Here is a 24,339-nt window from a genome sequence, read left to right on the forward strand (position 1 = left end):
TTTTAAATTTCATTTAATCAAATTAATTAAATAAAATTAAAAATATTTAAAAAATTAAATTCTAGAATATTACTAATCATTAGTTTATATAATATTAAATATTATTTATTTAGAGTGTTTTTGTTAAAATTAACAATATTTTAAATAAGGAGTGTGTATGAAAAAAAATAAAAATAAAGCATTAATAGGTGCACTTGCTGTTTTAGCTCCACTTACAATTGCAAGTGTTGTAACTACAGCTTTAATTTTGAAGAAAAGAAATAAAAAGAATAATTGAAATGATAATTCAACATTAACCGCACCCAATTTTTCTGATATTTATGAAAAAAATGAAAATTCAAAAATTAATTTTGAAAAATATTGAATTAATTTTTCAAATAAAGAAAATTCTGTTGAACCTGTTGAACCTACTGACCCTGTTGATCCTACTGATCCAACTAATCCTACTGAACCTACAAACCCTACAGAACCAACTCACCCTATTGAGCCAGAAGAACCAGTAAATCCTACACCAGAAGAACCAAAAGAATTGAGTCCTGAAGAAACTAATTTATTATTTCAAAATGCATCTGTTATAGTTGAAAATAATGGATATTTTACCTCGGCAACTGGTGTTTTAAGCATCAATATTGAAGGATTTAATAATTCTCAAGATGATTTAATAATTAATCAATATAGTTGAAGTTTAAATAATGAATTTTTAAAAAATACTACAATTCCACAATTGGAAATTCAATATGATGATATCGAAGCAGATACAATTTATTCTGTTGCAATTAAGGGAACTTACAATAATAAAAGTTTTGTTAAAACTTTTGACAACTTAACTGTTCATAAAGTTAATCCACTTAGTTCAGTTATTTTGAAAAATCGTGATAATGCCATTATCACTAATGGTAATCCAATTACTTTAACTTTAAATGAAACAACCGATTTAGATCTTTCAAGAACTCAGTGATTTTATTTTAATAAAAAATTAGATCAAATAGGTTCTTCATCATATGAAACAAATAGACCCGGTAGATACTATGCTATTGTATTCAATAATGAAGGCTTAAGCTGAAAAACTAATGAATTAGAAATTGAATCTGATAATTTACAAAACACAGATCCCGATTTTGCGACTCATTTGAGCCAAGCTTTTGATATTGTAACTTATCAACAAAAATTTTTAGGTTATGAATCACGTGAAAATAAAATAAATAATAAATTTTACGAAACAGATTTATTAACTCGTTATGGTTCACAAGGTTTTAGATATCCAGGCTGAGATTATAATTATGAAGCTAATAATACAGAAAATTCATTTATGATATTGGACGGAGAAAAAGTTAATATTTCAGATTTAGTTTTTGCCGAAAGAGTGCCAGGGAAAACAGGTATTAAATATTCAAACCCTGAATGAATTAAATCTCAAATTGCAAATGGAGAATTAAAAAAACATCCAGCAGTGACTTCATGATATCAAAAGAATGTAACTGATGAAACCAAATCACTTACTAAAGAATTTAAAATTGATGGAAGTTTTTCAGGAAGTAATGCTTTAGGTTTATATATTCCTGCAGGTGAAGTTGCAGAAATTGAATTTGATCCTGAAACATATAATATTTTTAAAAATGCATGAAGTAAAGATTTGCCAATTAAAATTCATATTAATCAAAACTACTGAGATAACAGAGCTTTTAACAATACAGCCAGAATTTCTAACCGTTATCCTTTTGTACAAAGCACATTTACATTTCAATTTAGTGAGATAGATCCAGAAACTAGAAAAATTAAAGTAGCTTCACCTTTTGGGGGTTCTTTATCATTTGAATTAAAACAAAACTTCAAATATAATGGAAATTTTGCTTCTTTAAAATTCAAAGTTTATGGTGCAGTAGAACAATTCCATTATGTTTATGATCAAACCACTGAAGAAGAATGAAATGCACAAATTACAAAAATTAAAAATGGTGAAATTACTGCTCCCGTTGCTTCAATTCAAACTAATTATTCTTCGATTTTAGTTCCTTTCACTAGTCCTACATCTGTAGCTGGTGTGGAATTGGATAACATGGTTTTCCCAGAAGAAGTGTTTAAGAAATGAAATAGTTTTTATGAAATGTCATACTATTGAGGAGATTACTGAAATCCTAAAATAGCTTTAAATTATTGTGACGATATTTGAGATGGGGCTGGAGCTTGAGGCGGTATGAATAATCTTTGAGCTGCAGTTAGCTGAGCTAAAGGTTATTATGATGGTAAAAGTTTAGATTTTGGTTTTGCCAATTGAGGTAATTACCATGAAATTAATCACAACTTTGAACAATATCAAGATCCATTCCATGTTAAAAACCACGGATGAACAAATATTCCTTCAACAGTTGATTTATCATTTATAAATGATAGAACCAGATTACGTAATTTTGCTAATTTTTCAGGTGACTTAGATGAAGGTTGATCAAGATTAGCTAATGGATACATTTTAAATGCTAAACAAACCAATAATAATGATTGATATTCATTATATGCAAATATGGTTTATCAATATGGACCAATGAATTTTGCAAACTGAGTTAAAGCTTCTGGAAAAAGTCAAAATTCTGGCAAATTTTTTGCGACTATGATTTATCTAGCAGATTACTTTAAATTAAATCCTTTATATGCACTTAAACAATATACTTCAACTGTAACTACAGGAGAGAAATTAGAAAAGAATTTTACAGTAATTAAAGAAGTTAGCGGTGATAGTTCTCAAGAAATACCGGTTACTCAAGAAGATGAGAATAAATTAAATAAATATCCTGCTTTTGATTTTGTTTCATCTATTTATGCTGTTGGAAACTATTTATATAACAGTGAAACCAATAATTTTGAATATACTTCTGATACAATGCCTGCTTTCCAAATTCCAGCCGGTGAAGATTATGTTTTTGATTTCAAAAAAGGTATTTCTTCATTCAACCCTAATTTTAAAATTAAAAGTATTCAAGTGCCAAATCAAACTAAATTAGGTAATTCATTAACTATAGATGCAAATAATAAATTCAAAGTCACTTATCACGCTAATGCGAATACTTTTGCAGAAATTGATGAATTTGATTTAGATATTATTCCAGATGAATTTGATACTAAACCAAGTAATTATGTGCCAATGTACAAAATGAAAATTAAAATTAGAAATGTAGTTAATCGTCCAGCGATGAAACTATATCCAAGTTTAACTTCTAATGTAAATTCTTTTGAAGAACTTTATGCTGCTTATGATCAAATAGATCAAAATGATATTATTTCATTTGTGCAAGATTTTAACTTTGATGAACTTAATTATTTAAACAAGAAGCAAAATACCCTTTTAGAATCAACAATGAAATTTGTTGCTCCTACAACAGGAACTTTTGAATTTAAAGCAATTGCTGATGATTGATCTGCAGTTTGAGTTAATAATAAATTAATTGGAAGCAGTTTTAATGCTTCTAAGAGTGAACAAAGTTTAGGTTCATTTGAATTTGTTAAAGGACAAATTTACGAAATTAAACTAGCAGTTTATAACAAAGCAGGTGCTGGTAATATGAATTTCTGATTAGCTAACGACACAGAAAAAATTAATTTAGTTACCAATTCTATAACTCCTACTTTAGAAACTAATAATTTAAATGCAGACCAACTTCGTAATTTAATTGAAAATCCATCTTATCAATATGAACGTAGATATAGAACTAATGAAAGTAAAAACAAAACTCAAATTTCAAGATATATTAAAAATATAGGAATGGCAGATCCACAGTTTAGTCTTACAAGAATGGCACCAAATACTCCAGATTCTTATAAAATATTTGACAATAATATTGATACATATTACGAAAAATTCTATGATAATGCTACTCAAAATAGGCCAATAAGATTAATATATAGAACTAGTGAAAGTTTTAAAGCTAACTTTATTGACATATATCCAAGACAAAGCAATTGACGTTGATATGTACCGAATGAATTGACAGTAACAATTAAAGAAAAAAATTCTGATGAATATCATACACAAACTTTATACTATGATTTTAGTTCAAGATGAAGCAATTCTTCTTATCAAAGAGTTTTCTTTGATCGTGTTTATGATATAGAAGAAATTACTATTCAAGCTAGAAACACTCTTAATACAGATAGATACGGAATTACTTTAGCTGAAATTAAATTTGGAATCAAGTTAAATACCGATAGTATTATTCCAATTAACAATGCAAATAATAGATTTTATGGACATTGAGAAATAGTAAGTAGTGAAAGAGATGATGTAGAAAGTCCAATTAATGGCTTTGTAGCTAAATCTGTAACTGCTAATGACTATATGGAAATTCCAATTAATTCACCAGAAATGGTAATTATGGGACAAAAAGGCCAAGATATGTCTACTTTTGATGTTTATTTTGATGGGGAGTTAGTAGGTAAAAATATTAGTGCTTCTAACGAATCAAGCAATACCTTATTATTTAATGAGTTATTATTCTTAACTAAAATTAATGACTCAAATATAAATTGAAATGATCCGCACACTCTTAAAATTGTAAACAAAGAAGACAAACCATTAATTTTAACATTCATTTCATATAAAGACATTCAGAACTAAAAAATGCCTATTTATAGGCATTTTTTAATATCTCTCCTCTGGTTCAAAATTGCGATAAGCAATATTTCTAAATTCATATCCGTTTTATTTCTTGTATTTATGCTTAAAAAAGTTAGAAAATAAAAGAAAAAATCCCAAAAATGGGATTTATGAATATTAAGCTTGTTTTATGAAAATTAAACTAATTCAATGATTGCCATTGGAGTATTGTCCCCACGACGTGAAACTAATTTGTAAATACGTGTGTATCCGCCATTTCTTTCAGCGTACTTAGGAGCAATATTATCAAAAACATGTTTTAAAAGATCTGTATTATTAACTGAAAGTGGACGAATGAAACTTGCAACAATACGACGATTTGCTAAAGTAGGATTTTTTGCTTTGGTAATTAATTTTTCTGCATGTCTACGTACTTCTTTAGCTCTTACTAAAGTAGTTTGAATTCTACCATTAGCAAATAATTCACTAACTAAGTTACGCATCACACCTTTTCTTCATTTACTGTCACGGCTGTAAATTTGGGTTGGATTAGCCATTATTCTTCTCCTTTACTTAATTCGTAACCATATTCTTTAAGACGAGAAACAATTTCATCAAGAGATTTTTTACCTAAGTTTTTGGTACCTTCTAATTCTTCATAAGTCATCATTGCTACTTCTGCTAAAGTATTTTTATTAATTTTCTTAAGAGCATTTAATGAACGCACAGAAAGACCTAATGAATTGATATCAATATCATTTTCTTCTTCTTTTTCTTCAATTTCAGGTTCATCTTGGAAAACATTTAATTTCATTTCATCAACATTTCCAATTACTTTGAAATGGCTTACTAAAATTTCACATGCTTGTTGAATTGCTGATTTAGGTTCGATAGTTCCATCAGTAATTAAATGCATTTTTAGTTGTTCTTCAAGTTTTGGACTTGAAGTATTTAATTCATTTACATAGTAATTAACTTTTTCCACTGGACTAAAATTACTATCTGTCGCAATGAATAAACCATCTTTAATATCACTATTTAATTGTGAAATTAAAGCAGTATTGCCATTTAATAATTTTTTATTTTCTTCTGAAGAAATAAAGCCTCTACCTGGACGTAAATATGCTTCTAAATATAATTTACCTTTAGCATTAATGGTTGCAATGTGTTGAGATTTATTTAAAATCTCAATAGTTGAATTAACAATTTCTAGATTGCGAGAAGTCACAACTTCTTGATCATTAGATTTTAATACCACTTTGATAATGTCATCATCATTAACTAAGGTTGGATCATATTGGAATTTTACTTTTCTTAGGTTCATAATTAAAGTAACAACATCTTCTTTAATTCCATCAATTGCTTGGAATTCATGGTCTACACCTTCAATTCTAACTGCAAATAATGCAAGACCTGTGATTGAAGATAATAATGTTCTTCTTAATGCAACACCTAAAGTATTTCCAAATCCTCTTTCAAGAGGTTTTACTGTAAAAATTGTTTCATTAATCCCTTCTGAAGGGGTTTGTACTTGTTCGTATTCAAGTTTAGTCATCTTTTCCATATGTTTAACTCCTTAAATTATTTTTTAGCTTCACGTTTAAGAACACGTTTTGGAGGTCTGGTCCCATTGTGTGGAACTGGAGTAACATCCTTAATTTCTGTAACAGTAATTCCAGCAACTTCAATTTGTTTACGAGCAGCATCTTTACCAGCTCCTAAACCTTTAAGTCTTACTTTAACACTTTTAATTCCGTTTTCTTTAGCAATTTCAGAAGCTTTTTGAGCTGCTAAACTTGCAGCATAAGGGGTTTTTTTCTTTGAACCTTTGTAACCGATAGCACCTGATGAACTTCAAGCAATAACATTACCTAATTCATCTGTAAAAGTAACAATAGTATTTTGATTAGTTGAATGGATGTGTGCAACACCATTGGTTATATTTTTTTTCTTTGGTTTAGCCATATTTTATCCTTCTACTTTCTATTTACCTTTTTTACCTGCAACAGTTTTACGAGGACCTTTACGTGTTCTCGCATTTTTCTGTGTACTTTGTCCTCTTACAGGTAAGCCTTTACGGTGTCTAATTCCACGGTAACATTTGATTTCCATTAAACGTTTAATGTTTAATGAAGTTTCACGACGTAAGTCACCTTCTGTGGTATATTCTTTTGCTGCTTCACGAATTGCACTTAATTGTTGTTCTGTTAAGTCTTTAACTCTAATTGATTCGTCAATATTTGCTTTTTCAAGTATTTCTTTTGCCCTTGATGGTCCAATTCCATAAATATAAGTTAATGAGATAACTACTCTTTTATTATTTGGAATTTCAACGTTTAAAATTCTAGCCATTTTATTCTATCCTTGTCTTTGTTTGTGTTTTGGAAGTGAGCAAATAACTCTAATAATGCCTTTACGTTTAATAATACGGCAGTCTTTACACATTTTTTTTACACTAGCTCTAACTTTCATAATTCTCCTTATTTGTGTCTGTAGACAATTCTACCCAATTCAATGTTGTATGGGCTAACTTCTACATCCACTGTGTCACCAGGTAAAATCCGAATGTGGTGCATTCTAATTTTGCCTGAAATACGAGCTTTAATATCCATGCCGCTTTCAAGAGTAACAAGATAATCATCTTGTGAATAAGCCTCTTTAATTACAGCTTTCATTTTAATAGCATCTTTTGCCATTAAATTCCTTTCGTTAAAACTACACCTTTACCATTTTTAATTAAAACTGTATGTTCGTAATGAGCGTTGTTTAAACCACTAGCGCTAACAATGGTTCAACCGTCTTTTTTAGTTCTAACACGTGAATTTTTTTGCATAATCATTGGCTCAATACAAATAACCATTCCGTCTCTTAATAATGGACCAGTATGAGGCTTGCCATCATTAAAAACATTAGGTTCTTCGTGTAAATTTCGACCAATTCCGTGTCCGCAAAATTCACTAGGTGTATAAAGATTATTTTCTTTAATTACTTTACCAATTGCATAACTAATGTCGCCAATTCTTGCTCCAGGTTTAATTGCTGCTAAACCTGCTTCAAAAGATTTTTTAGCTACATCAATTAATTTTTGGTCTTCATCAGCAATAGTGCCAACTCCTTTTGTGAAGGCGCTGTCGCTATTAAATCCTTCATAAATACATCCTAAATCAACGCTGACTAAATCGCCATTTTTTAGTTTATATTCACTTGGGATTCCGTGGATCAATTCTTCGTTGACAGAGATGCATGCTGTGGCAGGGAAGCCATACAAACCTTTAAAAGCTGGTTTAGCACCTCGTTTTACTATCTCATTAAAAGCGATTGAATCCAGTTCTTTTAATGAAACACCTGGTCTTATAAAATCTCACAAAATTTGTTTAACTTCTGCCAAGATTTGACAACTTTTAGTTATCTTTTTAATTTCTTCAGAACTTTTGATTATAATCATAAATCATTCCTTAAACGATAACTATCTTTTACTAAAAAGATAAAAAAGTCATATTTATGACTTCTTCTTTTTAGTTTTTTTATTTTATACTAAATAATAAAATTACATAATAAATATTTAGACTAATTTATAATTTAAAAATAAATGGATTGGTGGATTAAATTATGAAAAAAAAGGAAAAATTTTTAATTGTTTTTTATAGCATTATTACTTTAGGATTTTGTTGATTATATTGAAAAAAACAAAATAAAAAATATTTAGATAATTTGAATAATCCTGATAAAGTGCAATTACCAAAAGAAATAAATTTAGAGGAATTATTAACTTTGCTTGGTTCAAAAAATAATATTGCTTCATTAGAAAAATCAATTTCAACTTTAAAAGTTAATTTTAAGGATAAAAATTTACTTAAAATTGATGAATTACAAAATTTAAAATATGTATCGGGAATTTTAGTTTCAAGTACTAAAATTAACTTAAATACAGGAATTTACACAGAAGTAATTTTTAATAAATTAAATGATTTAATTAATTAGTGGCAAGTTTAACTTGCTTTTTTTATAAAAAAACAAGCTTTATAGCTTGCTCTAATTAAATTGACTTGTGTAAAGATTTCAATAATATCCTTTAGCGTTCATTAATTCACGATGATTACCTTTTTCAATAATTTCTCCATCATTAACAACTAAAATTAAATCAGCATTTTTAATTGTACTTAAACGGTGAGCAATTACAATTGAGGTTTTATTTTTCATTACAACATTTTGTAAAGTATTTTGAATAATTTGTTCAGTATTAGAGTCAACATTACTTGTTGCTTCATCTAAAACTAGAATTTTTTTATTACCTAAAATGGCTCTTGCAATAGCTAATAATTGTTTTTCACCTTGTGATAATGAAGTATCGGAATTATCAACAATAGTATTATAACCATCTTTCATTCTCATAATAATATCATCAACTGAAACCATTTTTGCAATGTGTCTTACTTCTTCTAAAGTTGCATCAGGTTTAGCAATTTTTAAATTATTAAAAATTGTGTCATTAAATAAAAATGAATCTTGTAAAACGACAGCCATAATATCACGTAAATCGTGTTTGCTAATAGTTTTTAAGTCAATATTATCAATTTTGATTTGACCTTCTTGATATTCATAAAACTTACTTAATAAATTGATAATAGTAGTTTTTCCAGCCCCAGTTGGTCCTACAATGGCAATTGTTTGACCTGGTTTAGCATAGAAGGAAGCATTTTTGATTTGATATTTAGCACTATCTGGATTATATTTGAAAGAAACATTATTAAATTCAATAAGGCCTTGAATTTTGTTAATATCAATATCAACTGTTTGTTCAACTGGCACATTTAAATTTGTTAATTTTAATACCCTAGTTGCAGACGATACCCCTAATTGAACTTGAAACAATCCAGTTAAAATGGTTTGAATATTACCTGTTAAACCAAAAATTAGTGAAATTAATGCTACCATCATTCCATAATCAACTTTTGTATAATCTATACCATATACATTTCAGTTATTGGTTTTAAATACTAAACCTAAAACAATTGTCACTAAAACAATCACATTACTACTGAAAATAAATCAAGGATCGAAAATTTTTTGTCAAAAATCTCCCTTTAATGCGTGAGAATAAATATTGTGAGCAATCGAATTAAATTTTACTTGTGCACTTTCTTGTCTGTCTAAAACTTGTGTTACTTTAGCATTAGTTAGCATTTCTTCAACATAAGCATTTAAATTACCAAATTCATTTTGTAAATTAATTAAAGCAGGTCTTGCTTGTTTAAGCATAAAAATAGTTACTGAAAATAGCAAAATAGCAAGTAAAACAATGACAATCATTAAAACAACAGATTGGAAAGTCATCATGATTAATGTTAAAATGATGCTAGTTAAACCACTAAAGAATTGTGTCATTAACATTGAAACAGAGTTTGAAAAATTATTAATATCATTAACTAATGTAGAAATAATGTCGCCAGTTTTTTGTTTATCAAAATAACTAATAGGCATTTTTAATAATTTTTCCATTGAAATTTTCCGCATTCTCATTGCAGTTTTAAAAGATAAATTAACAAAAATTTTATTTTGTAAAAATCCAAATACTGCATAAAGTAAAAATAAAATGCCAATTTCAACCGAATAAATGATAAAAGCATTAAAATCAAATGAATCCGGATTACCAATAGTTGGTAAAAAGAAATGAGTAATGGCTTTCCCTGTAAAATAAGTTCCAATAATTGTAGCAGCAGAAGATAAAGAAGCAAAAATCATACCTATAATTGCAAAATAACGATCTTCTTTATCTAAAAATTGAAAAATTGATTTAAATAAAGTAAAAGTAGATACTTTGTTTTTTGTTTTCATTTTACTCCTTTCTATTGATCTAATTGTTTAGTGTAAATTGAATTATAAAGTTCGCTCAAATTAATTAATTCCTCATGTTTACCTTGAGAAACAATTTTTCCTTGCTCCATTACAGCAATATTATTGGCATTTTTTAAAGCCCCAATTTTTTGACTAATAATAATGGTTGAACAATCATAGTTTTGTTTAATATTTTCAATCACTTTTTTAGTAGTTAAATTATCCAAAGCAGAAGTAGAGTCATCTAAAATTAAAATTTTAGGTTTTCTTAATAAAGCTCTAGCAATTGAAAGTCTTTGTTTTTGACCACCTGAAAGATTTGAACCCCCCATAGCCACAGGATGATCCAGTCCATCTTCAAATTTATTAACAAATTCAGCAGCACAAGCATTTTCTAAAGCTTCTTGAATTTCTTGTTCAGTAGCATCTTCTTTAGCTCATAATAAATTGCTTCTGATAGTTCCTGAATATAATAAAGCTTTTTGATAAACAATTCCCACAGAATCGTGTAAATTTTTTGAATTAATTTCTTTTAATTCTTGATTACCAATTTTAATTGAGCCATCATTATAAAGATAATTGTGAATAATAAGATTAGCTAATGTGCTTTTGCCAGAACCAGTTGGCCCAATAATTCCTAATGTATGTTTAAATGGTAATTTTAAATTAATATTACTTAAAGTTAATTCTGGAGCCTCTTGATAATATTTAAAGTTTAAATCTTTAATATGTAAATCATAATTTTGATTTAATACTAAACCATCTGCAACATATAAATCATCTATTTTATAGTCATAAATTTCATTAATTCTTTTCGCAGAAACAATTGCTCTAAACATTGAAATCAAGAAGAACATCATCATCATAATTCCAAATGACAAGTTATATAAATAATCAATAAAAGTATTTAATTTAGCTAAACTTTCTGATTGTTGAGCAATTACTTCTTGTAAATTAGTGGCATTTGGATTAGCAAATTCTTTAGCAATAAGTCCATAAATTCCTAAAACTAAAAAATTAATTAACATAAAGAAAACAGGAGCAGCAGTCATGAAAATGATGCTCGATTTACGTTGTAATTGGTATCATTTTTGATTATTTTCTTTAAAAACTACTTTTCTTTGTTTTTCAAGATTATAAGTTTTAATTACTTTAATTCCATTAATATTTTCATCAATATTTTTGGTTAAAAATTCAACTGTTTTTTGTGTATCTCTTAGTAAATTTTTAGTACTTAAACCAACGATGGCAATCATAATTAATAATGATGGGATCATAATTGCAATGACAATTGATAAACTTAAATCAGTTCAAATAGCTAAAATTACAGTTCCAATTACTAAAAACATTCCTTTAATTAAAGTAGTGGTTCCATTAACTAAAAATTCTCAAAAAATTGCAATATCATTTGAAACTCTAGTAATAATAGATTCACTTTTTAAATCAGCAATATTTTTTAATGATAATTTTTGAATTTTTTCAAATAAAGTAATTCTAAAGAATTTTGAACAATTTTCAGCTGCATAAATAATGATAAAAGTGCCTAAAAACACAAAAGCAATATTAGATAAAGTTGATAAAACAATTGCAATAATTAAATAATTTTTAGCATCACTAATTGGAATATTATTAAATGCTATTCTGCCATCAAAGAAAATAATATCAGTGGTTTCTGTTCGATTATCCACAATAATTAATTTAATAAATTGAGAAATCAAATTGGGAAAAAAGATATTAATTAAAACAGTGATTAATATAAAGAATGAACCTAAAAGAAAAAATCATTTTAGTCTTTTAGGTATCATTTTCATTAATTTGAACATAATTCTCCTTTCTTATTATTTTTTAAAAATTTCATTTCCTAAAGCAATATATTGTTTAATTAATTTTTTAATGTATTTAAAGCCTATTTCATAAAATTCATCATCCAATAAATTAACACCCACATTTTCTAAAATTTTAAGTGGCAAATCAGAACCACCTTTTTTAAGAAAATTATTAATGTAATATTGTAAATATTCTTCACCTTCAAGTTCATATTTAGCAAAGAAATAGTTAGCCACTAATTGACCAATTGCATATTTATAAACATAAAAATGATAATAAAAGTGAGGAACTGAAACAGAAGCTATTAAATCATTAGGATTATATTTAAGTGGTTTATAAATATAATTTTTAGTTACATCATAATAAAGTTGACTAATTGATTCATATGAACTGTTTACTTCAAAATTAGCTATCTTGGCATATAAATTGTATTCATATTCAGCTCATTGAGTTTGTCTCACTACAGTGCCAAAAAATCCTTCAATCATTGAACCTAAAATTTGAAATTTTAATTCTTTATTTTTAGAAGTTTTTAAAATGTGATTATAAAGCATTTGTTCATTAAAAATTGAAGCCACTTCAGCTAAAAGAATAGGATATTTGCTATTAACTAAATCATTATAAGTATCTGAAAAATAAGAGTGTAAAGAATGCCCTAATTCATGAGCTAAAGTTTCAACTGAGCCAAATTGACCATCAAAATTCATTAAAATGTATTTTTTATCAATTCCATAAGTAGAACCAATTGAATAAGCTCCAGACATTTTATTTTCAATTGTCATATAATCAATTCAATTTTCATTAAATGCTTTATTTACAATTGACATATATTCTGTACCAAAAGGATTTAAAGCCTCTAAAACTAATTTTTGAGCATCTTCAACGCTATAATTACTTTTAACATTGGTTAATTCACGTAGTGAATCATATTTTTTGTTAAATTTTTCCTTAAATTTTAAATTATAAAATTTAGCGAAAGCTTGATTATATTTATGAACTTCATTTGTTAAACTTTGCACTTTTGTAAATAATTTATTAAGCACTTCATCACTTACTTTATCATTAGAAGTAAGCATTGAAACAGCGGATTGGTAATTACGTAACTTAGCTTCAACATTTATGCCCTTAAATTGTTGATAAAGTAAATTAGCTAATGTTTGTTTAAATTGTGAAGTTGCTTTTTTTCATTGTTTTACAGTATTTTTTCTTAAGATTGCATCATCAGATTTTAAAAATTTAATACGTGAAACTGGATTCAATTTTAATTTTTTATTTTTTTGATCATAAACATAACCATAATCTGTTTCACTATCAGTTAATAAAACAAATGGTTCTTCATAATTAGGAGTACTTGATTCAGTTTTAACTAAAAACTCTTCAATTTTGTCATCTAATTTATGATTATAATTTTCTATATCTTGATTTAAAGAAACTCTATAATTTGCTAATTTTGGATCATTAATTCAAACTTTAATTTTTTCAATATTTTGATAAAAACGAACGGTTTCTGAACCAAATTTTTCATCGAATTTTTCATTAATTTGTTGAACTTTATTTTCTAATTCTTTAAATAAAGGATTATTTAATTCACGATTAGAATTATTTGATAAATAATTTGATATTTTATTACTTATTAAAGCCCCTTTTTCGTTTAATTTTAAACCTTCTAAATAAGCATCTAAAGTATCATATTTACTATCTTTAATTGCTATTTGTAAATCTAAAATTTCCTGATATTTACTTAATCAATTTTCAAAAGTTTCATTTTCTAAAATTGATTCAAGATCAAATAAATATTTTTTTGGAACTTCTTGAATATTTTTATATTGTTTCATATAACCTCCCTTTTTAATTCATATTATTTTATATTATTAATACTTAATTAATATAGTAAATATATTTTTAATTTAAATATGCGATTTAGCTATTATTTTCTTGTTATAAAATAGATATGAAAGGAGTTTATGACACCAAAACAACTTTTAAGTGTAAATTATTCATATGATGGTTTTATTTATGAATTTTTAAGTACCTTTCTTCTTACTTTATTTATTATGATTTGAACCTATTTTTCTAAAATTAGGAAAAATCAAAAAAATAATCGGATTTTTTTAACTTCTGGTTATGTTTTGGGTACTTTTCTAGCTTTTGTAATCCCTTGAGCTTGATCATTTTTTATTTCTGGTTCAAATGCAAATATGCTTGGAAATCCAATTTTTGTTTTATTGCAAAGTGTTTTACAAGGTATTACTATTAAACCAGTCTTTAATTTTAGCCCGATATTTAATGGTGTATTTTATTTAATTGGTGCTCAAATTAGTGGGGGAATAATTGGTTTTATCTGTTTTATAGGATTATTTTATTTAAATAAATGATTATTAAAAAATAATGAAGATGTAGAAAATTTACAAAATTTACATTTACAAGATTTATTTGTTAAATCGCCTAAATGTTTGATTAGATTTAGTATAAAAGAAGTAATTTTTATTTTTGCTTTCACAATTATTACTCCTTTTTTGTTTTATATTAATAATGTTTATTATGGAACAAGCACTTGAGTTAAATTAATTTTTATGCTCATCTTTATATGGTTCATTTTATTTATTAGTAGTTTTTTTGGATTTTTTTGCTTTCATTTAATTTTTCCAATTTTAAAAATTATTGCATTTTTAATTCCAAAAAATGGAACAATTGATAAAAAAGGTTTAATTAAAGCTTCTTATGAATTTTTAATTGCTTTAGTTTTAACAATTTCAATTGCTTTTATTTGTGCTTTCGGAATTTTAGGAATTGCAAAAAATTCAGGAATGAAACTTAATTTTTAGGAGTTAATATGAAAAAAATCAAATTTTTACCTTTAAGTATTTTTGCTACTTTACCAACTATTATGACAGTAGCTTGTCGAAATGAAAAGGTTCAAGAAGAAACTAATTTAGTCAATATTCGAAGCAATTTAAAAAGTGACCAAATTTATAATTTAAGTAATTTTGGTTATGAAGAAAATAATCAAAGAGCAGATATAATTTCATTTATCAAGAATTATTTTGCAAAAAATGAACATAATGAATTATTAAAATTCAAAAATCCAGAAGCCTCTAACGAGACAATAACTTATAAAAAATTTGTGCAAAATGATTTTGCTGTTAAATATTTTAATTTTGATGAAACAGGTTTCAAAAATCTTTTACAAACTAAATTAGGCTTGAATAGTAAATATTTAGAAAACTTTGCAACAGAAATTCAATATTTTAATATTCATCGCGATTTAAATAATTATTTAGATGTTATTATTCCAGTAAAAGTTAAAATTTTAGCTGATAAAAAAGTCTATAAAATAGGCAATTTATATCAAGAATTTGTTTTAAATTTCAAAATTAAAAATATGAAAATGGAAAAATCTGATGCTAATAAATATGAAAATTTGAAAACTAAATTTTTGGAATTTCAAGAATTAGTAACAAATAATAATTTAAATAAAAATAATTTCCAACTTCACTTTAATAATGAAATTGCAACAAAATTAAACACAAATTCAATTAAAAATTTGACAAAAAGTGATTTAAACAAATTAGTATCTTTAAATTTAAATGAAAATATAACTAATTTTATTACTGAAAATCAAGCCAAAGTAGTTACTAATGCAGAGACTAATGCTAAAAGTGTTCAAGGCTATATTTTTAAAGTCTTTGTGGAAAATATTGACTTTGACAATGTAAATGATTTTAATCAAATCAATTTAAAAGTTAGATTTGCCTTGGCACAACCAAATAAATATTCTGAAAATGGCGACACAGTTGTTTTTGATGAAAATAATCTACTTAATTTAGGTTTTAGTCAAAATTATCAAATTAATTTGGATCAAAATTCATTTACTAATCCGGATGAATATGGTAAATATTTAGAAGCAATTGAAAATATTATTATTAGTGAAAATTTACACATCGAACTAAAAAATAATAATATTTACAATTTTGATTTTCGTTGATTAAAGGATCCAAAATTCTTAAAAAATAATTTAGTTTTTTTAAATACTTTTAATCAAAATTATAAGATTAATTGAAATATCAATGATTTTATTGAAAGTAATCTAAAAGGGGCAAAGCTCAAATTCAATCTTGAATTCAATAACAAGCAATATTTAATAACTAAAGAAATTGGAAATTATAATTTTGCTTATGTTTTTGATCCTGATTTTGAAGATGCTAATCCAAATGTTTTAGATTTTAATGTAAATCGTTTAGATCAAAGTAATTTAACTAAAGTTAATGAAAATATTTTCAATTTATTTGGAACTAATCTTTTCGCAGGTGGATATGACACCAATCGTTCATTTTATGGGCCAAATAACAATGTACCAATTTTTATTCATTTAGGAGAAGACTATATCGCACCTCAAAAAACTGCAGTTGTCGCACCTTTTGATGGCGAAGTAATTGCTTTATATCATATACCATCTAAAGAGGTGGGAGCTGGAATTGGTACCACTTTAGTCATGAGAACAGAAGTGGAAAATTTAAAAACAGTTTTAAGCCCAAGAGAATATGAAGATATTTTAAAACGTAAATGAGATCAAAATTCAGAAACAAAAGATTATGTTTATATTGGTTTTATTCATTTAGATCGAGAAAATACCTTAAATAATCAAGCTAAAAATTGAATTGCTCAAGAAGTTCAGGTTGGAAATCGACAAATGCATATAGTTACTTCAATTAGCCCAAATAATCCATCTAAAGTAAATAAAAATGAAGTAATTGGTTATTTAGGCACAAGTGATGAAAATGGTGGTTGAATGACACATGCGCATATTGCAATTATTTCAAACTATAAAGTTTGAACTAACGCTAATGATTTTGGTACTTTAAACAAATCTCCTTATGAAAAAAGATTAACTAATTATACAAATGCAGACGGAACAATTAAGAATCCTTCAGCAGCTAGAGTGCCTGGAGTTGCTGGCGCTTCAAAAGATCCGGTTAATTATGAAGTTAGCCCAATTACTGGTGAATTTATTTTAGATGAAGCAGGTCAAAAAATCAAACTTGCTGAAATTCCAGTGTTTTATAATAATCCAATGCAAAATCGTGAAATTACTGATTCAGTAATTGATCCAAATTACATTTATAAATTAAGAGGTGATAGTACCTTAACTTTCGATATTACTGAACTCTTTAAAATTGATAATTAATTAAATGTAAATTAAATCTTTACACTATCAACTAAAAAGCCTTTAAAATAATTATTAAGATGTTTTAAAGGCTTTTTTAATTTAAGAATATAATAAGAATTATTAAAAATTATCTATAAGGAGAATCATGTCAAATCACGTAGTTGAATATAATGGTCATATCGATGACGAATTTGATTTAATTGTTGTAGGATCAGGTCCTGGAGGATATTTAGCAGCTGAAGAAGCTGGAAAATCAGGTTTAAAAACCTTAATTGTTGAAAAAGAATTTTGAGGTGGTGTTTGTTTAAATGTTGGATGTATTCCAACTAAAACAATGTTAAAATCAGTTGAAGTTATTGAAACTTTAAAACATGCTGCAGATTACGGAATTGTTGGTAATTTAGGCGCATTAGAAATTAATTTCCAAGAAACTTGACAAAAAATGCATGAAAGAAAAGCACAAGTTGTAAAACAAATTTCATCAAGTGTAAAAATGCTTATGAAAATGTCAAAATGTGCAATTGAAGAAGGCGAAGCTAAATTCTTAAGTCCAAAAGTAATTGAAGTGAATGGCAAAATTTACAAAGGTAAAAATATCATTATGGCAATGGGTTCAAGAGCCAGAAAACTTACTATGTTGCCTGGCTTTGAACAAGCATATAATGATTTAACTGTTTTATCTTCAAAAGAAGCTATTAATTACAGTAATCATTTACCAGAAAATGTGGTAATTGTTGGTGGAGGAGTAATTGGTGTAGAATTTGCTCAAGTATTTAATAAAGCAGGGTCAAAAGTAACTATTTTACAAAACACAGATCAATTACTTATGGGACTTGATACTGATATGGTAAAAGAAATTACCAAAATCTTAAAAGCCTCAAATATTGAAATTATTTTCAATGCACAAACTAAAGGTTTAAATGACGCTAAAGAATTAATTTATACAGTTAATGATGAAGAAAAAACTATTAAAGCAGATGTTTATTTAATTGCTGTTGGTAGAATTCCAAATTCACAGGGCTTAGCAGAATTGGGAATTAATGTTGGTCAAAGACAAGAAGTAGTAGTTAATGAATTTATGCAAACCAATGTTGAAGGAGTTTATGCAATTGGTGACTTAACTGGTCAAGCTATGTTAGCTCACGTTGCTTATCAACATGCAATTACTGCAGTTGATAATATTTTAGGCAGACACACTGAATACAAAAATAAACCAGTGCCTGGATGTATTTATACAGAACCTGAAATTTCATTTGTTGGTTTAACTGAACAACAAGCTAAAGATCAAGGTTATGATGCCTTTACTTCTAAATATGCTTTCTCATTCCTTGGAAAAGCAATTGCAACCAAACATACACAGGGATTCGCTAAATTAGTTGTTAATAAAACAGATGGAAGAATTCTTGGTGGTCATATCATTGGTGCACATTCAACAGATTACATTGGTGAAATTGTGTTAGCAATTCAAAAAGGTTTAACTGTTTTTGATTTAACCACAGTTATTCATCCACATCCAACTAACGCTGAAATAATATGAGAATGTGCAAGAGCTGCTGCGCTTAAATTGCATTTAGAACATAAAAAATAATAAATTGATAAAATGCCAAATATAAAATTTTTTGGCATTTTTTTGTATTTCTCATAAAAAATCTATATAATAATATGATTTTAAAATTTAAAAGGAGAGATTTATGTACAAATTTGTAGATGATAAGGAATTTTTAAATAGAGCACGCAAGTATTCATCAAATTTGATTAATGAAATGACAAAAATTTTAAGAGAAAAATATCAAATTAATTCTCAGTTTTTTCTCATAGGAAGTGGAGCCAAAAACTTAGTTACAGTTAATGGAAGAAATTACCAAACAGATTTTGATTATAATTTAAATATAATTTCTTGTGACGATTGAGATAATTTAAAACAACTTAAAGAAAATGTGAGAAATGCATTTAATCAAGTTTTAAGAAAAAAAGGATTACGTGATGTTAGTGACTCAACCAGTGTGTTAACTACAAGACCAATTCATTTTCAAAATGATAGTAAAGAATGAACTATTGATTTATGCATAGTTACTGAAAATAATGATGGTAATTGATTGAGATTAATACATGAAAAAAAATGGTCATAGTTCTAATGATAAATATTATTGAAATGAATCAAAAAACTCTATTAAATATAAGGAAAAAATAACGAGATTAAAAAAAATTCCAGGTGCTTGAAATTTAGTTAGAGAAAAATATTTGGAAAGAAAAAATTATTATTTAAGAACACAACAAAGTTCTCATCATTCTTCATTTAATTGTTTAATTGAAGTTGTAAATGAAATATATGAAAAATACCAATAAAATAAATAAGAACAGTAAATTGATATTTTATATTCTAATTTAGTTCTTATTTATAGGACTATTTTTATTCAATAAAAATAAGTAAATTGTTATATTAGAAATTATTAATACTAAATTATTTTTGAATATTGTCGTTTGTTGAAATAAAACCATCTAGAGAAAATTTCAGCAATTTACTTTTAATATATATATATATATATATATATAATTTTCAATATATTAATTATTAGGAGAATTATGAAAAAAATTAAAAATTTTTTGAAAATTGCATCAATTTCAGGTATGACATTAATTCCTGTGGCATTTGTTGCTTCTTGTGAAAATTCTAAACAAAAAGAAGCTAAAAGTTTATTTGAAGAATTTGAAAGTCTTGTAAATGAATTGGGAGGAGATCAAGCAGCTCCTTATATGACAATGCTTAGCACTGCTAAAGAAAATATTAAAAATGCTAGCAATGAAGAACTTGACCTTATTATTGAACAATTAAAAACACAAATAGCGCTTTTAAAAAATCTTAAAACTTCAATGGGAAGTTCAAACACTAATTAAAATATAAAAATCGGGTTTAACCCGATTTTTAAATTTCATCTGTAATTTTGACTAAGGTTTTAGCAATTAAATATTCACGTTGTGTATGCGCAGTTTTGGGAAGTAAATATAATTTACTATTAGGCATACTTTTATGTAATTCATAAGCTCCAGAAGGACGACAATCTAAATCATATTCACCATGTACTATGTAAGTAGGAATGTGTTGAATTTTATTAATATTATCTAAAATATAATTTTCAGGAATAAAAGTTTGATGATAGAAAAAATGATTTTCTATTAATGAAATTTCACTAATTGCATCTAAATTGTCTGCTTTAAATTTATATTTATTAACAGAAACCAAAGCACTTTCTCATCTAGTCCATTCAATTAAAGCCTCTTCTCTAATTTCTTTATTGGAATGACGCATTAGTTCATGATAAGAAGCAACTAAATTTTCTGGATCTAAATTGTTTTTTAACACTACATTTTTATATCTTTCATATTCAATTGGTTTTAAATAACTAGCACCCTCTTGATAAAGTCAATCAACATCACTTTGACGAGCTAAAAAAATTCCTCTTAAAATTAGATGTGATACATTTTCGGGATATTTTAAAGCATAACATAAAGATAAAGTAGTTCCTCATGAACCACCAAATAAAATTACTTGTTTAAGATTTAAATGTTTTCTTAAATTTTCCAAATCTTCAACTAAATCTTGAGTAGTATTATTTTCTAAATTTAATTTTGGTATAGATTTTCCACATCCTCTTTGATCGAAAACTATAATTTTATATTTTTTGGGATTAAAAAATCTACGTGAAATTGGACTTGTTCCCCCTCCAGGACCACCATGAACATAAACAATTGGTTTACCTTTTGGATTACCTGAAATTTCATAGTAAATTTTATGAACCGAATTAGTTGCTAAATACCCTGTTTCATAAGGTTCTAAATGAGGATATAAATATTTTAAATAAGTTTGCATAATGAAATTATACTTAATGAAATTAAAGAAAATGAAGATAATAAAAATTAAATCTGCTTATATTAAAAGCAGATTTAACTTTTTTCGCAAATTAATTATGAATTTTTTATATTCAGATGCTTGCTTATAATTTTTTCAATCAGAATAAGTAATTTTTTCAAACTTAAAAATAAATTTATTATTTTGAATAAAAATTAAAATAGTAATAAAAATAACGGTATTAAAAATTAAACATAAAACTGGAGCAAAAAAGAGAATTGAAATTAAAACAAAATGATTTATTAATGAAAACAACAAAAAGAAAAATGCTATTAAAGTCATAAATATTAAATAGTAAAAAATGGACTTGGAATAAAGTTTACTTTTAAGAGTTTTCAATAATAAAGGATTTAATTTTTCTTCTTTTAAATGATTGCCTAATTTAATTAAATCAAGTAAAAAAACTATATTAAAAATGAAATAAATAATAGCAATCAAAAGAAAAACAAGAATTATAAAAATTTTTAACATTAATCTCCTAAATTAAATTAATTTTGAATTTAATTTTCAAATTTCTTCTAAGTTGTTTTAATATCAATTTATATTGTTCTTTATCTGGTTTATTTTTATTTCAATAAAAAGTTTTAGTATAAACTCCCATTATTGAGACAAATGAAACAAAAATTGAAAAAATGAATACTAACCAATAGCTAAGAATTAAAAAAGATAAAACTGAATTTTCAAGTTGACTAAATTTATTTAAAAAATAAGTCAATATGCCCAAAACTGAACCAAATATACTAATTAAAATTAATTGATTTTTAAATATTTTTTTATATATTCTATATGAAATAGATGCCAATAAATTACTATATTCTCAATTTAAAACAGTTTTATAAATATATAAAATTTGCATCATAAACATTAATTCTGTTGCTATAAAAAGTAATATAAATAATGCAATTATTATAAAGATTAAAATATTTTTATTACTCAAATCAAATCAATTCATAAATTTTTCCATTATAAATTCAATAATTTTTAAATTTGAAATATTCAAATTTAAAATCATTAAAACTAAAATAATTATTATAGAAATTTATACTTTTATAACAACAAAATGTAGTTAATAAAGAAATAAGAAAGATTAATAAAATTCAAAATAAAGTTAATAAATAAAAAGAAATCAAAGAAATATTTTCATAGAAATAAGAAAATCAATAAAAATAAATAATTCCCAAAAAGATAAGCATAAAAAATATATTTATTATAAGAGACTTCAAAATTCTTTTCCTTAAAAGCTTATTTTTATTCTTTTTGGATATATATTCAGGAGCCCTCTTGAAATAAAAAATATTATTTATAACAAAAAATAAATTTCAAAATAGATAAAAAAGCATTAAAAATATTGAAGAAGAGCTTATCATTGTTTGCATAGTTTATTATCCTAAATTGTCCTCTTTAATTTTATTAGGCAAGCTCCTTATATATCATTCATCAAGTTTAGAGTTATATACTTTTATTAAATTATATAAATATAATTCTTCTTTTGACTTACTTAGCATTTCTTCAAGTGTGTAATTCTTATTTTCTTTTATATTCTTAAATAAAATATTTTTCCCTCCCTTACCTCCATTTTTATATTCATCAGTTAATGGTGTTTCTCCAATTACAATAAAAGTGTTTTGCGATTTGATTTTTTCTATTGACATTTCTGTTTTGAGGATATTTTCGAATAATTTTTTTTCCATTTCAAATAATTTATTTATGTTGTTATTACTTTCTTTAATATCTTCACTAGAGCAATAAAGTTGATATCCAGCTTGTCCAATTGTTATAATAGCATCAAAAACGGCAGGAATTGAAAAGTCTAATTCTGCCTTATTTTCTTCACTAATTTTAAATGCTTGAATATACCTTGATAATCTTAAACCAACAGAAATTGATAAAACTATGTTTATAACGTCTTTTTCAACATTTTTTTTATCAATTTTATTAATAAAAAATTTATTTATTCTATTTATAGTTTCATAAATAATATTAACTTCTTTTTTCAAATAAATAATAAAAGAACTTATAGCCGTTGAAGCATAAGCTGAAATCGCAGTTGGAGCTGCAAAAAAAGGACAAAATATTGTTAAAATTGCAGAACCAATTGATGTTGAAGACAAACCAATAAGATATTTATTTAATTTTATAATTATTTCCTCTTTTTCTTTTGCTTGTTTGATTAAGGGTTCAATTTCCTTTTTTATTTCATTTAATTGTTCTTTAATTTTAGAAGCAGAATAAAAAATTTTTTTAGAACTGATTTCAGAATCTAAATTTATATAATTTTTATCTTCAGTTTCAACATAATCAAATTTTAAATTTTTGTTGCTTTTAAATTCTTTAACTAAAATTTCTCTTTTTGATAATAAATCTTTTATTAAATATTTTTTATATTCTGTAATGATTTGATCTCTTTTTTCTCTTAATATTTTGTTTCATGTTTTTCTATTACTGAATTCTTCAATCATAAAACCATGAACATTTCAAAAAAGATTTCTTAATATTGCTTCATCTTCTATATTGTTAACTATTTTTTCAATTTCTTTTTTATTTGTTTTCAATAAATCAATTTTTAAAAAAAGTTCATATTTTTCATAAGTCGCATTATTATCTCATTGACTTTCTGATGAATTTGGATTAGTTGAAATATTAACAATATTTACAATAGAAACCGCATTATTTAAAATTGAAGTTAAACCTAAAAATTTATTTGCCATACTACTTTCTCTCTTTCTCTTTTATTTTGCATCAATAAATAAAATAGAAAACAGAGTGAGTAAACATGATCAAACACATAAAAATAAATGAACAAACAATTAAGTTTGAATTTGATAATAATTTTATTTTCATAAAAACCACGGTAGCATTAAAACCGAGCAAAAGTAAAAAGAGGAAGAAATAAACTAAGAAGAAAAGAGATAAAAATTCAAGTTTTTTAGTATTTTTTTTAAGAACCAAAAAACTCAAAAATTTATTCAGAATAAAAAATAATGAAGTCAATCAAAATGTATTAGAAAAAATTAATAA

General features: G+C 25.5%; 21 protein-coding genes. 8 read left to right on the forward strand and 13 right to left on the reverse strand.

Features of this window, described 5'->3' with window-relative positions; translation table 4 throughout:
- Window positions 1-157: 157 nt before the first annotated feature.
- On the forward strand, window positions 158-4,606 hold the full coding sequence (locus Q346_RS0100470) for a M60 family metallopeptidase (protein WP_027332586.1): 4,449 nt from the start codon (window positions 158-160) through the stop codon (window positions 4,604-4,606).
- 176 nt (window positions 4,607-4,782) lie between these two features.
- Here the strand turns inward: Q346_RS0100470 and rplQ are convergent, their stop codons facing one another.
- Genes rplQ through map form a run of 7 tightly spaced genes read right to left on the reverse strand, consistent with a single transcriptional unit; the run spans window position 4,783 to window position 8,030 of the window.
- The gene (gene rplQ, locus Q346_RS0100475) at window positions 4,783-5,142 is read right to left on the reverse strand and encodes a 50S ribosomal protein L17 (protein ID WP_027332587.1); all 360 of its coding nucleotides are present in this window, start codon (window positions 5,140-5,142) and stop codon (window positions 4,783-4,785) included.
- Window positions 5,142-6,149 carry a DNA-directed RNA polymerase subunit alpha gene (locus Q346_RS0100480; RefSeq protein WP_027332588.1) on the reverse strand — a complete coding sequence of 336 codons (1,008 nt, stop codon included), beginning with the start codon at window positions 6,147-6,149 and terminating at the stop codon, window positions 5,142-5,144. Before Q346_RS0100480 ends, rplQ begins: the two co-directional genes overlap by 1 nt.
- A 17-nt stretch (window positions 6,150-6,166) precedes the next feature.
- The gene (gene rpsK, locus Q346_RS0100485) at window positions 6,167-6,550 is read right to left on the reverse strand and encodes a 30S ribosomal protein S11 (RefSeq protein ID WP_027332589.1); all 384 of its coding nucleotides are present in this window, start codon (window positions 6,548-6,550) and stop codon (window positions 6,167-6,169) included.
- A gap of 18 nt (window positions 6,551-6,568) precedes the next feature.
- Window positions 6,569-6,937, reverse strand: a complete 369-nt coding sequence (gene rpsM, locus Q346_RS0100490; RefSeq protein WP_027332590.1) for a 30S ribosomal protein S13 — start codon at window positions 6,935-6,937, stop codon at window positions 6,569-6,571.
- Window positions 6,938-6,943: 6 nt separating this feature from the next.
- The gene (gene rpmJ / locus Q346_RS0100495; protein ID WP_027332591.1) at window positions 6,944-7,057 is read right to left on the reverse strand and encodes a 50S ribosomal protein L36; all 114 of its coding nucleotides are present in this window, start codon (window positions 7,055-7,057) and stop codon (window positions 6,944-6,946) included.
- Between the two features lie 8 nt (window positions 7,058-7,065).
- Entirely contained in the window at window positions 7,066-7,281 is a 216-nt protein-coding gene (gene infA / locus Q346_RS0100500; RefSeq protein WP_027332592.1) for a translation initiation factor IF-1, read from the reverse strand.
- On the reverse strand, window positions 7,281-8,030 hold the full coding sequence (gene map / locus Q346_RS0100505; RefSeq protein ID WP_027332593.1) for a type I methionyl aminopeptidase: 750 nt from the start codon (window positions 8,028-8,030) through the stop codon (window positions 7,281-7,283). Before map ends, infA begins: the two co-directional genes overlap by 1 nt.
- A 164-nt stretch (window positions 8,031-8,194) precedes the next feature.
- Between map and Q346_RS0100510 the strand changes: the two genes are divergently transcribed.
- A complete protein-coding gene (locus Q346_RS0100510; RefSeq protein WP_027332594.1) occupies window positions 8,195-8,566 on the forward strand; it encodes a hypothetical protein in 372 nt (123 codons plus the stop codon).
- Between the two features lie 51 nt (window positions 8,567-8,617).
- On the opposite strand, the gene Q346_RS0100515 is transcribed toward Q346_RS0100510, so the two are convergent.
- From Q346_RS0100515 to Q346_RS0100525, 3 genes are read right to left on the reverse strand one after another with little or no spacing between them, the layout of a single operon-like run.
- A complete protein-coding gene (locus Q346_RS0100515; RefSeq protein WP_036437806.1) occupies window positions 8,618-10,420 on the reverse strand; it encodes an ABC transporter ATP-binding protein in 1,803 nt (600 codons plus the stop codon).
- A gap of 11 nt (window positions 10,421-10,431) precedes the next feature.
- Window positions 10,432-12,243, reverse strand: coding sequence for an ABC transporter ATP-binding protein (locus Q346_RS0100520; RefSeq protein WP_027332596.1), 1,812 nt, complete (start codon window positions 12,241-12,243; stop codon window positions 10,432-10,434).
- Between the two features lie 15 nt (window positions 12,244-12,258).
- Window positions 12,259-14,082, reverse strand: a complete 1,824-nt coding sequence (locus Q346_RS0100525) for a M3 family oligoendopeptidase (protein WP_027332597.1) — start codon at window positions 14,080-14,082, stop codon at window positions 12,259-12,261.
- 129 nt (window positions 14,083-14,211) lie between these two features.
- Here Q346_RS0100525 and Q346_RS0100530 point away from each other — a divergent pair, with 129 nt between their 5' ends.
- From Q346_RS0100530 to Q346_RS0100550, 6 genes are all read left to right on the forward strand, one after another.
- On the forward strand, window positions 14,212-15,072 hold the full coding sequence (locus Q346_RS0100530) for an MAG4940 family membrane protein (protein ID WP_027332598.1): 861 nt from the start codon (window positions 14,212-14,214) through the stop codon (window positions 15,070-15,072).
- An 8-nt stretch (window positions 15,073-15,080) separates the two neighbouring features.
- Window positions 15,081-17,432: an MSC_0775 family lipoprotein gene (locus Q346_RS0100535; protein WP_027332599.1), complete on the forward strand. Its 2,352-nt coding sequence runs from the start codon at window positions 15,081-15,083 to the stop codon at window positions 17,430-17,432.
- A gap of 127 nt (window positions 17,433-17,559) precedes the next feature.
- On the forward strand, window positions 17,560-19,002 hold the full coding sequence (lpdA, locus tag Q346_RS03725; RefSeq protein WP_081774417.1) for a dihydrolipoyl dehydrogenase: 1,443 nt from the start codon (window positions 17,560-17,562) through the stop codon (window positions 19,000-19,002).
- 103 nt (window positions 19,003-19,105) lie between these two features.
- Entirely contained in the window at window positions 19,106-19,543 is a 438-nt protein-coding gene (locus Q346_RS03730; RefSeq protein ID WP_051521771.1) for a hypothetical protein, read from the forward strand.
- Window positions 19,524-19,760 (forward strand): hypothetical protein, encoded by a 237-nt coding sequence (locus Q346_RS04005; protein WP_051521772.1) that lies wholly within the window; start codon window positions 19,524-19,526, stop codon window positions 19,758-19,760. Before Q346_RS03730 ends, Q346_RS04005 begins: the two co-directional genes overlap by 20 nt.
- A 237-nt stretch (window positions 19,761-19,997) precedes the next feature.
- The gene (locus Q346_RS0100550) at window positions 19,998-20,309 is read left to right on the forward strand and encodes a hypothetical protein (protein ID WP_027332600.1); all 312 of its coding nucleotides are present in this window, start codon (window positions 19,998-20,000) and stop codon (window positions 20,307-20,309) included.
- 28 nt (window positions 20,310-20,337) lie between these two features.
- Here the strand turns inward: Q346_RS0100550 and pip are convergent, their stop codons facing one another.
- The 3 genes from pip to Q346_RS0100575 form a co-directional block, all read right to left on the reverse strand.
- On the reverse strand, window positions 20,338-21,282 hold the full coding sequence (pip, locus tag Q346_RS0100555) for a prolyl aminopeptidase (RefSeq protein WP_027332601.1): 945 nt from the start codon (window positions 21,280-21,282) through the stop codon (window positions 20,338-20,340).
- A 517-nt stretch (window positions 21,283-21,799) separates the two neighbouring features.
- The gene (locus tag Q346_RS0100565; protein WP_027332603.1) at window positions 21,800-22,273 is read right to left on the reverse strand and encodes a hypothetical protein; all 474 of its coding nucleotides are present in this window, start codon (window positions 22,271-22,273) and stop codon (window positions 21,800-21,802) included.
- Window positions 22,274-22,703: 430 nt separating this feature from the next.
- A complete protein-coding gene (locus tag Q346_RS0100575) occupies window positions 22,704-24,029 on the reverse strand; it encodes a hypothetical protein (protein ID WP_027332605.1) in 1,326 nt (441 codons plus the stop codon).
- Between the last annotated feature and the right edge of the window lie 310 nt (window positions 24,030-24,339).

Origin of the sequence: Mycoplasmopsis gallinarum DSM 19816, assembly GCF_000621085.1 — a bacterium.
Classification (GTDB): Bacteria; Bacillota_I; Bacilli_A; order Mycoplasmatales; family Metamycoplasmataceae; genus Mycoplasmopsis; species Mycoplasmopsis gallinarum.